Here is a 16,101-nt window from a genome sequence, read left to right as displayed (position 1 = left end):
CACGATGAAGCCGGGCCTGAGACATATCCTCCCGTGGCTGGTGCTGGCGGCGGCGTGCTGCGTCCCGGCCCAACGCGCCGGCGTGGAGCGCCCCGTGCCCGAACCCGCCCCGGTGCGTGTCCGGCTGTTGTTCGCGGGCGATGTCATGCAGCACCTTCCGCAGGTTACGGCGGCGCGACGCGGGGACGGGTTCGATTACCGCGGGGTGTTCGCCTGCCTGCGCGGCCGGTTCCGATCCGCCGACCTGGTGGTCGTGAACCTCGAAACGACGCTCACCCGCACGGATCGCTATACGGGATACCCCTGTTTCCGCTCGCCCGTGGCGCTGGCCGACGCCCTGCGCGATGCGGGGGTCGACGTGGCCGTGCTGGCCAACAACCACTGCTGCGACGGCGGTGCCGCCGGGGTGCATACGACCGTCGCGGAGCTGGGGCGCTGCGGCATCCTGCATACCGGCGTCTTTACCGACAGCCTCGACCGCGCGGCCAACAACCCGCTGTGGGTGGAGCGCTACGGCGTGCGGTTTGCGCTGCTCAACTATACCTACGGCACCAACGGCATCCCGGTTCCCGCCGGGGTGGAGGTCAACCTGATCGACACGGCGCGCATGGCGGCCGACCTGGCTGCGGCACGGCGCGGGGCGCCCGACTGCGTGGCGGTCTGCATCCACTGGGGCAACGAATACGAGCGGCGCGAGAATGCCGTGCAGCGGCACCTGGCACAATTCCTGCGCAGGCACGGCGCCGACCTTGTCGTGGGCAGCCACCCGCACGTGGTGCAGCCCTTCGACGCCGATTCGTCGCACGTGGTGCTCTATTCGCTGGGGAACTTCGTGTCCAACCAGCGGCGGCGCTACTGCGACGGCGGGTTGGTGGCCGAAATCGAAGCCGTGCGGCATCCCGACGGGCGCATGTCCTATTCGCTCGAGGCGGTGCCCGTCTGGGTGGCGATGCCGGGCTACCGCGTCGTCCCGCCCGAAGTCGGGGACACGATGGCGCTTCCGGAAGCTTATGCGCTGTTCCGGGAAGACGTGGCGGAGGTGCTTTCGGGGGACTATAAGCAATCCGAATAGTCCTATAAAAACAAACAATGCCGATTTTTGGCGTCGTGTCCGGGATTTTATTATCTTTGTAGACGAAAATAAACACACACACTAAACATACAGGATTATGGAAAAGAGCATTAAAGGAACACGGACTGAACAGAATCTGCTGAAGGCGTTTGCCGGCGAGAGCCAGGCACGCAGCCGTTACATCTTCTTCTCGAGCAAGGCCAAGAAGGAAGGCTACGAGCAGATCGCGGGTGTCTTCGCCGAGACTGCCGAGCAGGAGAAGGAGCACGCCGAGCGTTTCTTCAAGTTCCTCGAGGGCGGCGACGTGGAGATCACGGCGAGCTACCCCACCGGCCCGATCGGCACCACGGCCGAGAACCTGCTGGCCGCAGCCAAGGGCGAGAAGGAGGAGTGGGACGTCCTCTACCGCGAATTCGCCAAAGTCGCCGAGGAGGAGGGCTTCATCGAGATCGCCACAGCCTTCAAGATGATCTCCACCGTCGAGGCCGAGCACGAGCGCCGCTACCTGAAGCTGCTGAGCCGCCTCACGGACGGTAATTTCTTCAAGCGCGACGGCAAGATCTGGTGGCAGTGCCGCAACTGCGGTTTCGTCATCGAGGCCGAGGAGGCTCCCAAGCTCTGCCCCGCCTGCAAGCATCCGCAGGCTTACTTCGAACCCAAGAAGGAGAACTATTAATCTCCTCCGGGACAAAAGCACGGCGCAGGGACGCGGCTCAGGCCATGTCCCTGCGTTTTTTATTTACGGCCGCCGCTCATCCCGGCGGCTTTCCTTTTTGCGGAGGGGCGGAACGGGCCGGGATGTCCTGCGGTGCCCTTTCCCGGGGCAGCGGTTCACACCGGAAACAGGGATCGGTAATGGGATATGGCGGCGAATTGCCGGCGCTGCGACATATTAGCACAACAAGCGACAAATTGAGACCCGATAATTTGCTGCGTTTCCTACTTTTGCCCTGTCATTTCAAATACATTATTATGATGAAACCTTTACACAATGAAACCGACGCGGCGGCGCTCCCGTCACGGAATCTCGGAAGGCACCTGCTCAGGTGCTGCGCGTTTTGCCTGGCGTTGGCGGTCTCCGTGCCCGCATCGGCACAGTGGCGCGTCGGCCTTACGGCGGGCTATTCCCGCAATACGTTGGACATGGATACGGGGTATGCGTACGACCTGCGCTACGAAGCCCGCGACGGCTTCACGGTCGGCATTCCCGTGCAATACGATTTCCGCGACTGGTTCGGCCTGCGTGCCGACCTGGTCTTCGTACAGAAGGGGCAGAAGATGCACCGCACGGACACCTACAATGCGATCCATACCGATACGCGCAACAACTACCTGCAACTGCCCGTCATGGCGAGCTTTTCGTTCGGCGGGGAGCGCCTGCGCGGGTTCCTCAATGCGGGCGGTTACGTCGGCGGCTGGCTGTCGAGCCACCGGAAGGGCGTGACGCATCGATTCTTCTCGGACGAAAACGGCGACGAGAATGGGGTTGTCGTCCCGGGAAACCGTTATGAATTCGATGAGAAAGTACCTTTCGACTCCCGCCGTGACAACCGTTTCGAAGCCGGTCTGGTCGGGGGCGTGGGCATAAGCTACCGCGTAGCGCCCCGTGTCGAGCTGCAGGCCGAGGGGCGCTGCTACTATGCGCTGACCGACATGCAGAAGGATTATATGAAATTCCGCGTACCGCGCTACAACACGACATTCGTCGTGCAGGTCGGATGCAGCATCATCTTAGGTAAAACCGATAAATAAACGATTATGAAACGTATATACATATTTGCATTGCTGTTTTTCCTGGCTGCCGCACTTCCTTCCTGCCGCAAGGATGCCCCCGAGCTGATGAATCCCGGCGAAACAGAGCTTTCCCAGACGCCGTCGCAGGTGTTCAAGGCTTTCTGGCACGGGATGAACAACTCCTACGGGTTCTGGGATATCGACCCGACCGACTGGGATCGGGTCTATGACGAATACCTGCCCCTTTTCGAGGTGCTGGACGGGACTGACCCCGAAACCGAAGAAGAGGAGGCGGAATTGGCCGGTACGATGCAGACGCTTTATACGCAGATATGCGGAAAGCTTATCGACCACCATCTCTCCATCACCTTTTACCCGAAATCGGAGTATGAGTTTGCCGTATCACCCGGTTATCTCGATATCAGCGCGCGCGATTATTTCCATGACGCGATCATCGGGAATATCATTCCGGCATGTATCGAGGCCAACAGGCAGGCCGGGCGAATCGAGGAGTTCGTGCAGGGACGGTATGAGGTCGAGGGCGACAGCGACAATATGGCTGCCATATCGTATAAGATCGACGGTGTCATATATTTGCGTTTCTCGGAATTCGGTTTCCGGAGCGTGCTTCAGAAAGATCCCGGGGGACCTGTGGAACAGGTGCTCAGGAACTACCAGCGGATGATCCTCGAAACGCCCGACATCAAGGGTGTGATCATCGACGTGCGCGACAACGGTGGCGGCCTCCTGGCCGACATGCAGGAGGTTCTCGCGCCCATGATCGACACCGATCTGTTGATCGGTTATACCCGCGTAAAAGAAGGGCTGGGCAGGCTCGACTACGGCCCGTGGGTGCCGTGCATCGTTTCCCCGGCCGAAAACCACCGCAAGGTCGAAGCCCCCATCGTCGTGCTTGCCAACCTCCATTCGGTAAGCATGTCCGAGATGACATGCATGGCCGTGTCCGTGCTTCCGAACGGCTGTGTCGTGGGCGAACGCACGTTCGGCGGTACCGGGCCGCTCTACGGGGATTACAAGTTCGCATACAGCGGCGCCTGGGAGAATTCGGTAGTGAGCGTATACGGTTCGACGGCCGTGATGAAAGATGCCCGCGGCAAGATACACGAGGGCGTAGGCATCGTCCCCCATATCGAGGTGCTTCAGACCCCCGAGGTCGAGGCCGAGATGCGCAGCGGCGTAGACCCGCAGCTCGAACGGGCGCTGGAATACATCCGCACCGGGAAATGACCGCGGCTGTCCGCATGACGTTACGGGGGAGGTGCCATACGGCGCCTCCCCTGCCGTTTGCGGGCGGGGCATGCCCCGCCGTTTTGTGTGGGGATGCGGCGGATGCGGAGAGAGGCATTCGGAGGGGGCGTCCTGCCGGGGAACGGGCGGCGGCCCAAAAATCTTCGCGTATGGCGGAAGATTGCGGAATCTTTACTATCTTTGCCGGATAGGAAAATCCGAATAACGAATACGATATGGCAGACGAAAAAATCATCTTTTCGATGGTGGGCGTTTCGAAGACGTTTACCAACCAGAAAAAGGTTCTCAACAACATCTACCTCTCATTCTTCTACGGCGCCAAGATCGGCATCATCGGCCTGAACGGCTCGGGTAAGTCGACGCTGATGAAGATCATCGCCGGGCTGGACAAGAATTTCCAGGGCGAAGTGGTCTTCTCGCCCGGTTACACGGTGGGATACCTTGAACAAGAACCCCGGCTCGACGACTCGAAGACCGTCCGCGAGGTGGTCGAAGAGGGCTGCGCCGCGACCGTGGCGCTGCTCAAGGAGTACGAAGAGATCAACATGAAACTCTGCGAGCCGATGGACGACGAGCAGATGGCCCGGCTCATCGAGCGCCAGGGCGAGTTGTACGAACAGATCGACCAGGTCAACGGCTGGGAGCTGGACAGCGTGCTGGAACGCGCCATGGACGCCCTGCGCTGCCCCGACCCCGACCAGTCGGTGAAGGTGCTCTCGGGCGGTGAGCGCCGCCGCGTGGCGCTGTGCCGCCTGCTGTTGCAGCAGCCCGACGTGCTGCTGCTCGACGAGCCCACGAACCACCTCGACGCCGAGTCGATCGACTGGCTCGAACAACATCTGCAGCAATACAAGGGCACGGTGATCGCCGTGACCCACGACCGCTATTTCCTCGACAACGTGGCGGGCTGGATCCTGGAGCTGGATCGCGGCGAGGGCATCCCCTGGAAGGGCAACTACTCGGGCTGGCTCGACCAGAAGACCACCCGCATGGCCATGGAGGAGAAGCAGGAGTCGAAGCGCCGCAAGACCCTCGAGCGCGAGCTGGAGTGGGTGCGCATGTCCCCCTCGGGGCGCCATGCCAAGTCCAAGGCGCGTCTGTCGGCCTACGACAAGATGATGAACGAGGACACGAAGCAGAAGGAGGAGAAGCTTGAAATATTCATCCCCAACGGCCCGCGCCTGGGCGACGTGGTGATCGAGGCGCACGACGTGTCGAAGGCTTTCGGCGACCGCGTGCTGTACGAACACCTGGAGTTCTCGCTGCCGCCGGCCGGCATCGTGGGCGTCATCGGGCCCAACGGTACGGGCAAGACCACCCTCTTCCGCATGATCATGGGGCTGGAGGAGCCCACGAGCGGTTCGTTCCGCGTGGGCCCGACCGTCAAGTTGGCCTATGTGGATCAGCAGCACAAGTCGATCGACCCCGAAAAGACCGTCTACGAGGTGATCTCGGGCGGCGCCGACCTCATCATGCTCGGCAACCGGCAGGTGAACGCCCGGGCCTACGTGGCGCGCTTCAACTTCTCGGGCGCCGACCAGGAGAAGAAGTGCGGCATGCTCTCGGGCGGCGAACGCAACCGCCTGCACCTGGCGCTGGCGCTCAAGGAGGAGGGCAACGTGCTGCTGCTGGACGAGCCGACCAACGACATCGACGTCAATACGCTGCGTGCGTTGGAGGAGGGCCTCGAGAACTTCGCGGGCTGTGCCGTGGTGATCTCGCACGACCGCTGGTTCCTCGACCGCATCGCCACGCACATCCTCTCGTTCGAGGGCGACTCGAAGGTGGTCTTCTACGAGGGTTCGTACAGCGAATACGAGGAGTGGAAGAAGGCGCAGGGCGGCGACGTGCAGCCCCACCGCGTGAGGTACAAGAAGCTGATGGAATAATACCGGGTACTCCGGCCAACGATAGAACTCCGGCGCAGGAGTATAAAGTCTGCATTCGCTCTGATGGCACAAAAACCGTCCATACCCAAAGGTACGCGCGACTTCTCCCCGGCGGAGATGATGCGCCGCCAGTATATTTTCGATACGATCCGGGGCGTGTTCCGCACCTACGGCTTCGCGCCGCTCGAAACCCCCTCGATGGAGAACCTTTCGACCCTGCTGGGCAAATACGGCGACGAGGGCGACAAGCTCCTCTTCAAAATACTCAATTCGGGCGACTACGCCGCCGGCCTGTCCGGCGACGAGGTACGGCAGGCGTCGAAAATCTGCGAGAAGGGGCTCCGTTACGACCTCACGGTGCCGTTCGCACGCTATGTCGTACAGCACCAGGGCGAACTGACGTTCCCCTTCAAGCGCTACCAGATTCAGCCCGTATGGCGCGCCGACCGGCCGCAGAAAGGCCGTTACCGCGAATTCTACCAGTGCGACGTCGACGTGATCGGCACCCGCTCGCTGCTGTGCGAGGTCGAACTGGTCGAGATCGTCGAGCGCGTGTTCCGGGCGCTGGGCATCCGCGTGGCGCTGAAGATGAACAACCGCAAAATCCTGTTCGGCATCGCCGAGGCGATCGGCCATGCCGACATGATGATGGACATCACCGTCGCCATCGACAAGCTCGAAAAGATCGGGCTGGACAACGTGAAGGCCGAGCTGCTGGAGCGCGGGCTGAGGCAGGAGGCGGTCGACAAACTGCAACCGATACTCGAACTGAGCGGCGACAATGCGCAAAAACTCATGAAATTGCGTGAGGTGCTGGCTGTTTCCGAAACCGGACTGAAAGGCATCGAGGAAATGGAAACCGTGTTGGGCTATGTGGAGCGTCTGGGGATCGGGCTCGACGTGGAGCTCGACCTCTCGCTGGCACGCGGATTGAACTACTATACGGGGGCGATCTTCGAGGTCAAGGCGCTCGACTTCGCCATCGGCTCGATCTGCGGCGGCGGACGCTATGACGACCTGACCGGCATCTTCGGCATGCCCGACATGTCGGGCGTGGGCATTTCGTTCGGCGCAGACCGGATCTACGACGTAATGACGGGGCTGGGGCTCTTCCCCGAGGAGGTCAACTTCTCGACGCGGGTATTCTTCACCAACCTCGGGCAGGAGGAGCAGGCCGCGGCGCTCGGGTTGCTCCGTGAGCTGCGCGATGCGGGCGTCGCCGCCGAGATTTACCCCGACTGCGGCAAGATGAAGAAGCAGATGGAGTATGCCAACCGCCGGGGCATCCCCTACGTGGTGATCGTCGGCTCGCAGGAGCTGGAGGCGAAGGCCGCCACGGTGAAGGACATGCGCTCGGGCGAACAGCGGCAGGTGCCGTTCGGCGAGCTGGCGGAGTATCTTAAATAAGACTTTAAATAAACTACAAAATAAACTATGCGAAAGCTTTTTGCATTTATATCGGTTCTTTTCGTCCTGCCCCTTGCGGCGCAGGATGCCGGGGCTGTGCGGCAGTTGCAGAAGCTGACGCAGGTTTACCGTTACCTGAACGGGTTGTACGTCGACGAGGTGGACATGCAGCCGCTGGTCGAGAGCGCCATCACCGGGATGCTCGAAGACCTCGACCCCCATTCGGCCTATATCGGGGCTGACGAGATGAAGGGCGTGCAGGAGAGCTTCGAAGGGGAGTTCAGCGGCATCGGCGTCGAATTCAACATCCTGCGGGACACGGTCATCGTGGTCAATACGATCGTCGGGGGCCCGGCCGAGCGCGTCGGGGTGCAGCCCAACGACCGTATCGTGCGCATAGACACGCTGGATGCCGTGGGTTTCAAGCAGACGGACGTCCCCAAGTACCTGCGCGGAAAGACCGGCTCGAAGGTCGAGATCGACGTCGTGCGCCAGGGCGAACCGGAACCGCTCCATTTCGTGATCGTGCGGGACAAGATTCCGCTCAACACCGTGGACGCCGCCTACATGGCCGCCGACGGCGTGGGGTATGTCAAGGTCAACCGCTTCGGCCGCACGACGATGCCGGAGTTCCGCGAGGCGTACCGGAAACTCGGGAAACCCGGGGCGCTGATCCTCGACCTGCGCGGCAACGGCGGCGGGCTGCTCGACCAGGCGGTCGAGATGGCCGGTTTCTTCCTGCCGCGCGGCGCCCTGATCGTCTCGACCGAGGGGCGTGCCGTGCCGCCCATGTCGTTCAGCGCGCCGGTCAACGGCGACGACCTCGGGGGAAGGCTGGTGGTGCTGATCGACGAAAATTCGGCTTCGGCGAGCGAGATCGTCGCCGGTGCCGTGCAGGATTGGGACCGGGGCATCGTCGTCGGCCGCCCGAGTTTCGGCAAAGGGCTGGTGCAGCGCCAGATCGGACTGGGGGACGGCTCGGCCGTGCGCATCACCGTGGCCCGCTACCACACCCCTTCGGGGCGCGTCATCCAGCGGCCCTACGAGAAGGGCAAGCGCCGCGAATACTACCTCGACCACCTGCGCCGCTATGACGACCCGATGCGCGATTCGCTCGATGCCGGGGCGCCGGAGTACCGCACCCTGCGTACGGGGCGCACGGTCTACGGCGGGGGCGGCATCCGCCCCGACGTCCTGGTCGGGGCCGATACGGCCGGGTTCTCGGCCTACTATGCCAACCTGATCCGCCGCGGCGTGGTCAACGAATACGTCATTTCCTATATGGATCGGGAGCGTGCCGCACTGGAGAAGGCCTACCCCGCGTTCGAGGCGTTCGACAAGGGGTTCGAGGCCGGCGACGCGATGCTCGAAGGGCTTACCGGGCTGGGCGGACAGCGCGGCGTGGAGTTCGACGAGCAGGGCTTCGCAGCCTCGGCGCCGCTGATGCGCATACAGCTCAAGGCGCTCGTGGCGCAGCGGCTTTTCGATACGGCAGCATTCTACCGGGTGATGAACCCGGCGCAGAACGAGGCCTACCGCCGCGCCGTGGAGATACTCGCCGATTGGGAGCACAAGGGGGAATCCCTGCTGGCGCCGGAAGATTAGGAGGGGATTTTTTTGGATTGCACGTTTATTTTGCTTATATTCGTTCAACCGAAAATAACCCAAACCTACTGCCCCATGACCCCTCACCAACCATCCCGCCGGGATGCGGAAGAATATGGAGACCAGATTCTTTCCAAAGCCGTGAAAGCCGGCCGCCGCACTTATTTCTTCGATGTGCGTGCCACGCGCGGCGACGACTATTTCCTGACGATCACCGAGAGCCGCAAGATGCAGAACCCCGACGGGAGTTTCTCGTACGACCGGCACAAGATCTTCCTCTACAAGGAGGATTTCGCCAAATTCTCCGAAGGGCTGTCCGAGGCCGTCGATTTCATCCGCCGCAGCAAGCCCGAATTTTTCGAGCGCAAGCCCGAACCCGCGGAAGGATGACGGCCGACGGCGGAATCCCCCGGAAGAAAACAGGTGCACGATTATGGAATTTCCCCTAATCGTGCACCTTCGTTTAGCAGATTCCCGCAATTTCGCTATATTTGTGGGCTAAATACCGATACTATGAAATTTACACAATACCTGCTGCTTGCAGCGAAGGGCTGCGCCATGGGCATGGCCGATGTGGTTCCCGGGGTCTCGGGAGGAACGATCGCCTTTATTTCGGGTATCTACGAGGAGCTGATCGAGTCGATCAAGAGCGTGAACGGCACCGCCCTGCGGCTGCTCGGCACATTGCGTCTGAAGGAGTTCTGGCGCCACGTCAACGGCCGTTTCCTTTTGCCCGTGCTGATCGGGATCGGGATCGCCATCTTCTCGCTGGCGCGGCTGATGACCTACCTGCTCACGCACCATCCGATCGCCATCTGGTCGTTCTTCTTCGGGCTGATCGTCGCCTCGGCGCTGCTCGTGGCCAGGCAGATCGGGCACTGGAACGTCCGGACTGTCGCCGCATGCCTGGTCGGCGCGGCCGCCGCATGGTGGATCACCATCGCCACGCCGACCGAGACCCCCGACACGTGGTGGTTCATCATGCTGTCGGGCGCCATCGCTATCTGCGCCATGATCCTGCCCGGCATTTCGGGCGCCTTCATCCTGCTCTTGCTGGGCAAGTACCAGTTCATCATGCAGGCCGTGGGCGACCTGAATATCCCGGTCATCGTGATCTTCGTCGTGGGCGCCGTGGCGGGCATCATCAGCTTTTCGCACCTGCTGTCGTGGCTGCTCAAGCACTGGCATGACGTGACGGTGGCGGTGCTGATGGGTTTCATGGTCGGCTCGCTCAACAAGGTGTGGCCGTGGAAAGAGGTCGTCGAAACCTACACCGACAGCCACGGCAAGATCATGCCGCTCGTCGAGAGCAACGTCGCGCCCGGCCGTTTCGAGGCCCTCACGCAGCAGGATGCACTGCTCGCGGAGGCCATCGTACTCTGCATCGTGGGATTCCTGGCGATTTACTGCATCGAACTCGCGGCGCGCATCGTCGTCAAAAAACAGGAGGAATAGCCATGCGGCGTTTCGGACTTATCGGCCGGCCGCTGGGGCACTCCGCTTCGGCAGCCTATTTCGCGGCGAAATTCGAACGCGAGGGAATTGCCGACTGCACCTACACCCTCTACGAACTGCCCGAAATCGGGGCGCTGGAGCGCCTGCTGGCGGAGACTCCCGACCTGTGCGGCTTCAACGTCACGATCCCCTACAAACGCGAGGTCATGGCGCTGCTCGACGACCTGTCGCACGATGCGCGGCTGGTCGGCGCCGTGAACTGCGTGCGCCGTACGGCAGACTCACGCCTCGTGGGACACAATACCGATGTCATCGGCCTGCGGGCCGCCTTCGACTGCCTGCTCGGGGGCGAACAGCCCTCGCATGCCCTCGTACTGGGTACGGGTGGGGCGTCGCAGGCCGTGCAGTATGTGCTCGCCGAGCGGGGCATCCCGTTCGACCTCGTGTCACGCGACGCCGCAAAGGGCAACTACACCTACGACAACCTGCCGTGCGAGGCCGTGGAGCAGAGCCGCCTCATAGTCAACGCATCGCCCGTGGGAACCTACCCCGCCGTCGATGCCGCGCCGCGAATCCCCTACGGCTACCTTGCGCCCGGGCACTACCTGCTCGACCTGGTATACAACCCGCCCCTGACCCGGTTCCTCGACCTGGGGCGCCAGCGCGGGGCGCGCATACTCAACGGCGAGGTGATGTTCCGCCGGCAGGCCGAGGCTTCGTGGCGGATATGGAACGAATAAACCTTAAAACGAAGGGCATATGAAACGTACAGCGATCTTATTGGCGGCACTGGCCCTGTGGTGCGGTGCCGCGGCGCAGCAGACCCAGCCGCCCCGTTTCCAGGGCGCCGATGCCAAACGCTTCATGGCAAGGCTGATGGGCGAAACCGAGAAATTGGCGATAGAGAAGCAAATCCCGGCGTCGGAGCTTTCGCCGCAGGTCGTGGTCGCCTTTACGGTGGACACGGCGGGACGGGTGGACGGGTGGCGTTTCCTGGACAATACCTGTCAGGGGCGCGACAAATGCGATGCCGAGCCCGCGACGGAGCGTACGAAGCAGCTCGTGACCGAGGCGTTGGGGCGCCTCGAAGCGTGGACGCCGGCCCGGAAGGACGGTCTGCCCGTAAGTTATACCTGGCGGCTGACGATGCGCCTTCCGGTGGAGAAGATCGCCAAGCGGCAGGAGGCCGACCCGTTGCTGTTCATGGGCGGCGACCCCGACGAGACCTTCCATGCGTGGGCGCGGGTGCGGCTGCGTTACGACGAGCGGTTCTCCTCGCGCGGCGTGGCCGGGCTGGTGCATGTGCGTTTCTACATCGAACCGGACGGGAAGGTCACGATCGGCGAGGTGCTCTCGTCGCCCGACGAGAAACTCTCCCGGGAGGTCATCCGCGTCATCAAGGCCAGCAAAGGCCACTGGGTGCCCCGCCGCGTGCGCGGCGTGCCGCAGCGGACGGCCTACGAATACCGGATCAACTTCACTTGACCCGTGCGGCACCGGACTGCGTGCCGCGTAAAATCGAAAAGGGTGTACGTGCAGGTTGCACGTACACCCTTTTCGATGCATGGCCTTCCCGGACGCGATGCCGGTACGCGCCGTTCCGAACAGCCCTCCGCTGCCGCCGGCAGCCTGCCTGACGCGGAGTGAGGCGCGCCGTTTTTATCTGTGCTGAAGCATCGCCCTGGCCTTCTCGGCGTCCTCGGGACGCACGACGACCTGTGCGGGCATGGTGCCTATGGGGTAAATGGCCGACATATATTCGTTGCGGATCATCGACCAGATCCCTGCGCTGTCGAGCATGGATTTCGCGATCTCGGCTTCTGTGATGGAGTTGTATTCCGCCAATACAACCATGGTTTCGTCTTGCATAATCTCTCGGTTTTTGTTGGATATCTAAAGTTAGGAATTTTGTTGATAAAATGCAAGAGCTCTGCCACGAATTCTGCGGAAATATGCCTATCTTTGTTGTGCGATAAATTTGAAGAGTTACGACCATGCCTGAATTCGTCCATCTGCACGTACATACCCAATATTCGATCCTCGACGGCGCCGCGGCCATCAAGCCGCTCATCAAACGCGCCAAAGCATTGGGGATGAATGCCATCGCCATCACCGATCACGGCAACATGTACGGTGTCAAGAATTTCCACGACACCGCTACGGACGCCGGGGTGAAGCCGATCCTCGGCTGTGAGGTCTACGTGGTGAAAAACCGTTTCGAGAAGGACAAGGACGAGAAGGCCGGCGACCACCTGATCCTGCTGGCCAAGAACCTCGAAGGCTACCACAACCTCTGCAAGATGGTCTCCTACTCGTTTACCGAGGGGTTCTATTACAAGCCGCGCATCGACAAGCAACTGCTCGAACAGTACCACGAAGGGCTGATCTGCTGCTCAGCATGTCTGGGCGGCGAGGTGCCCCAGGCCATCATGCACAACGACATGGAGGAGGCCGAGCGCGTGGTGCAGTGGTTCAAGGGGGTCTTCGGCGACGACTATTACCTCGAATTGCAGCTGCATCCCTCGGGCGACCCGCAGAAGGATGCGGACGTCTACGAGAACCAGCTGCGGGTGAACAAGGCGCTGCTGGAGCTGGCCGCCAAGTTCGGCGTGAAGTACATCTGTTCCAACGACGTGCACTTCATCCTCGCGGAGGATGCCGTGGCGCACGACCACCTGATATGCCTCAATACGGGGCGCGACCTGGACGACCCGAACCGTATGCGTTACACGTTCCAGGAGTACCTCAAATCACCCGAGGAGATGGCCGCGCTGTTCCCCGACCACCCCGAGGCACTGGCCACGACGCTCGAGATCGCCGCCAAATGCGAGGATTACAAGCTCACGCACGCCCCCCTGATGCCGAATTTTCCGCCGCCGGAGGATTTCAAGATCGACCTCGCGGAGCTCCGCGAATCCTTCGTCAAGAAGATCGAGGACGCGGAGTTGCTGGCCAGGATCGGCGCCTGTGCGTCGGTCGAAGAGCTGGAGCGGCTCGTCGCCCATGACAAGGAGCTGTCGGACAGGCTGATGGTCGCCAAGCAATATTGCTACCTCGTAGACCTCACCTACAAGGGCGCGCACCGTCGTTACGGTGAGGTGCTGGACGAGAAGGTCGAGCAACGGCTCAAATACGAGTTGGATACGATCGAGTGGATGGGTTTCCCGGGCTACTTCCTGATCGTGTGGGACTACATCCGCGCCGCCCGCGAAATGGGGGTCTCGGTGGGCCCCGGCCGTGGTTCGGCCGCGGGTTCGGTGGTCGCCTACTGCCTGAAGATCACCAATATCGACCCGCTGAAATACGACCTGCTGTTCGAGCGTTTCCTCAACCCCGAGCGTATCTCGCTGCCCGATGTCGACGTCGACTTCGATGAGGACGGCCGCGCCGACGTATTACGCTACTGCGTGCAGAAATACGGCCAGAAGCGCGTTGCCCAGATCGTGACGTTCGGCACCATGGCGCCCAAGATGGCCATCAAGGACGTTGCCCGTGTGCAGAAGCTCGCCCTCTCGGAGAGCGACCGCCTGTCGAAACTGGTGCCCGACAAGATCACCCCCGACAAGAAACACGGCGAGACGCCGTTCGATTTCGTATACAAGGAGTCTCCCGAGCTGGCAGCCGAGCGCGAGTCGCCCAACCAGCTGATACGCAATACGCTCAAGTACGCCGAGAAACTCGAAGGCTCGATCCGCCAGACGGGTGTGCACGCCTGCGGCGTGATCATCGGCCAGGACGACCTCGAGAAGTTCGCGCCGATGGCCATTGCCAAGGATGCCGAGCTGAACGTGGTTGAATTCGAGGGCAAGGAGGTCGAGAGCGTCGGCCTGATCAAGATGGATTTCCTGGGGCTGCGTACGCTGTCGATCATCAAGGACGCCGTGGAGAATGTCAAGGCGGTGCACGGCGTGGACGTGGACATCGACGACATCCCGCTGGACGACGCCCAGACCTACGAGGTCTTTGCACGCGGCGATACCACCGGCCTGTTCCAGTTCGAGTCCCCGGGCATGAAGAAGCACCTGCGCAACCTCAAGCCCAACCGTTTCGAAGACCTGATCGCCATGAACGCCCTCTACCGTCCGGGCCCGATGGAGTACATCCCCAATTTCATCGCCCGCAAGCACGGGCAGGAGCCGGTGACCTACGAGATCGCCGACATGGAGGAGTACCTGAGCGACACCTACGGCATCACGGTCTACCAGGAGCAGGTCATGTTGCTGTCGCAGAAGCTCGCAGGGTTCACGGGCGGCGAGGCCGATACGCTGCGTAAGGCCATGGGTAAGAAGAAGCGCGACGTGCTGGACAAGATGAAGCCCAAGTTCATCAACGGCTGTAAGGAGCGCGGGCACGACGAGAAGATCTGCGACAAGATATGGGGCGACTGGGAGGCGTTCGCATCCTATGCCTTCAACAAGTCGCACTCGACCTGCTATGCCTACGTGGCCTACCAGACCGGTTACCTGAAGGCGCACTACCCTTCGGAGTTCATGGCGGCGCTGCTGAGCCGAAACCTGGCGGACATCAAGCAGCTGACGCTCTACATGAACGAGTGCAAGCGCATGGGTATCCGGGTGCTGGGGCCCGACATCAACGAGTCGATGCGCACCTTCTCGTCTAACAAGTCCGGCGACGTGCGTTTCGGGCTGGGGGCCGTGAAGGGTGTCGGCGAAGCCGCCGTGGAGAGCATCATCGCCGAACGCAACGCCAACGGCCGCTTCAAGGACATATACGACCTGATGGAGCGCGTGAACTTCACGGCCGTGAACCGCAAATGCTTCGAGAACCTGGCCTATGCCGGCGGGTTCGATTCGATATCGGGCTTCCACCGGGGCAAGTTCTTCGGGGCGGATGCACGCGACAATACGGGCATCACCTTCATCGAACAGCTGATGCGTTACGGACAGCGTTTCCAGGCCGAGAAGAACAACGCCCAGCAAAGCCTGTTCGGAGGCGGCGGGCAGGTGGACATCCAGCGCCCCGTGCTGCCGGCGTGCAAAGACTGGACGCAGCTGGAGACCCTGGCCAAGGAGCGCGAGATGATCGGCCTTTACCTGTCGGCACACCCGCTGGACGACTATAAGGTCATCATCAACCACATGTGCAAGACCCAGCTCACGGAGCTGGAGAACCTCGATCCCTTCAAGGGGCAGGAGATCGCCGTGGCGGGCATGGTCGTGAGCGTGCAGAACCTGATGACCAAAACCGGCAAGCCGTGGGGCAAGTTCGTGCTGGAGGATTACAATGGCACGCACGAATTCGCGCTGTTCGGCAAGGACTACGAGAATTTCCGCAAATACCTCTTTGCGGATTATTTCCTCTTTATCCGCGGCCGCGTGCAGCCCAAGCCCTATAACGACAAGGAGCTGGAATTCAAGATCATCTCGATGGTGCAGCTCTCGGAGATGCGCGACACGATGATCAAGGAGATGCATGTGCAGCTGCCCGTGCAGGAAGTGACGCAGGAGCTGATCCGCGACCTGTCGGAACGTGTCCGCGAAGCTCGGGGCGAAACCCTGTTCCGGGTCAATGTCTACGACCGCGACGCGCATGTCTCGCTGAGCCTTTTCTCGAAAAGCTATAAGGTGAGCCTCACGCAGTCGCTGGTAGGCTATTTGGAGGACAACGACATAAAGTATTCGATCGCATAAACTATACAAACAATTAAAA

Annotated in this window: 13 protein-coding genes; 12 read left to right on the top strand and 1 reads right to left on the bottom strand. The window is 61.5% G+C overall.

The window, feature by feature from the left end; all coding sequences use genetic code 11:
* Positions 1-4: 4 nt before the first annotated feature.
* From NQ559_RS15090 to NQ559_RS15040, 11 genes are all read left to right on the top strand, one after another.
* Positions 5-1,072, top strand: coding sequence for a CapA family protein (locus NQ559_RS15090; protein ID WP_018695973.1), 1,068 nt, complete (start codon positions 5-7; stop codon positions 1,070-1,072).
* Between the two features lie 97 nt (positions 1,073-1,169).
* Entirely contained in the window at positions 1,170-1,748 is a 579-nt protein-coding gene (rbr, locus tag NQ559_RS15085; protein ID WP_018695974.1) for a rubrerythrin, read from the top strand.
* Positions 1,749-2,044: 296 nt separating this feature from the next.
* On the top strand, positions 2,045-2,824 hold the full coding sequence (locus tag NQ559_RS15080) for a porin family protein (RefSeq protein WP_229126793.1): 780 nt from the start codon (positions 2,045-2,047) through the stop codon (positions 2,822-2,824).
* Positions 2,825-2,830: 6 nt separating this feature from the next.
* Complete coding sequence (locus tag NQ559_RS15075; protein ID WP_018695976.1) at positions 2,831-4,054, top strand: S41 family peptidase; 1,224 nt, start codon at positions 2,831-2,833, stop codon at positions 4,052-4,054.
* A 236-nt stretch (positions 4,055-4,290) separates the two neighbouring features.
* Positions 4,291-5,964, top strand: coding sequence for an energy-dependent translational throttle protein EttA (ettA, locus tag NQ559_RS15070; RefSeq protein WP_018695977.1), 1,674 nt, complete (start codon positions 4,291-4,293; stop codon positions 5,962-5,964).
* 63 nt (positions 5,965-6,027) lie between these two features.
* Positions 6,028-7,371: a histidine--tRNA ligase gene (gene hisS / locus NQ559_RS15065; protein WP_018695978.1), complete on the top strand. Its 1,344-nt coding sequence runs from the start codon at positions 6,028-6,030 to the stop codon at positions 7,369-7,371.
* Between the two features lie 27 nt (positions 7,372-7,398).
* Entirely contained in the window at positions 7,399-8,976 is a 1,578-nt protein-coding gene (locus NQ559_RS15060) for a S41 family peptidase (protein ID WP_018695979.1), read from the top strand.
* A 75-nt stretch (positions 8,977-9,051) separates the two neighbouring features.
* Positions 9,052-9,366 (top strand): DUF3276 family protein, encoded by a 315-nt coding sequence (locus NQ559_RS15055; RefSeq protein ID WP_022331681.1) that lies wholly within the window; start codon positions 9,052-9,054, stop codon positions 9,364-9,366.
* 123 nt (positions 9,367-9,489) lie between these two features.
* Positions 9,490-10,431, top strand: coding sequence for a polyprenyl-phosphate transporter (locus NQ559_RS15050; protein ID WP_018695981.1), 942 nt, complete (start codon positions 9,490-9,492; stop codon positions 10,429-10,431).
* Positions 10,432-10,433: 2 nt separating this feature from the next.
* Positions 10,434-11,171 (top strand): shikimate dehydrogenase family protein, encoded by a 738-nt coding sequence (locus NQ559_RS15045; RefSeq protein WP_018695982.1) that lies wholly within the window; start codon positions 10,434-10,436, stop codon positions 11,169-11,171.
* Between the two features lie 19 nt (positions 11,172-11,190).
* Positions 11,191-11,916 (top strand): energy transducer TonB, encoded by a 726-nt coding sequence (locus NQ559_RS15040; protein ID WP_018695983.1) that lies wholly within the window; start codon positions 11,191-11,193, stop codon positions 11,914-11,916.
* Between the two features lie 174 nt (positions 11,917-12,090).
* Here NQ559_RS15040 and NQ559_RS15035 read toward each other — a convergent pair whose 3' ends face one another.
* Entirely contained in the window at positions 12,091-12,300 is a 210-nt protein-coding gene (locus tag NQ559_RS15035; RefSeq protein ID WP_018695984.1) for a putative signal transducing protein, read from the bottom strand.
* 125 nt (positions 12,301-12,425) lie between these two features.
* Here NQ559_RS15035 and dnaE point away from each other — a divergent pair, with 125 nt between their 5' ends.
* Complete coding sequence (gene dnaE / locus NQ559_RS15030; RefSeq protein ID WP_018695985.1) at positions 12,426-16,082, top strand: DNA polymerase III subunit alpha; 3,657 nt, start codon at positions 12,426-12,428, stop codon at positions 16,080-16,082.
* The last annotated feature ends 19 nt before the right edge of the window (positions 16,083-16,101 follow it).

Origin of the sequence: Alistipes onderdonkii (assembly GCF_025145285.1) — a bacterium.
Classification (GTDB): Bacteria; Bacteroidota; Bacteroidia; order Bacteroidales; family Rikenellaceae; genus Alistipes; species Alistipes onderdonkii.
The sequence above is the reverse complement of the archived record's forward strand: the minus strand, read 5'-3'. Positions and strand labels throughout refer to the sequence as shown.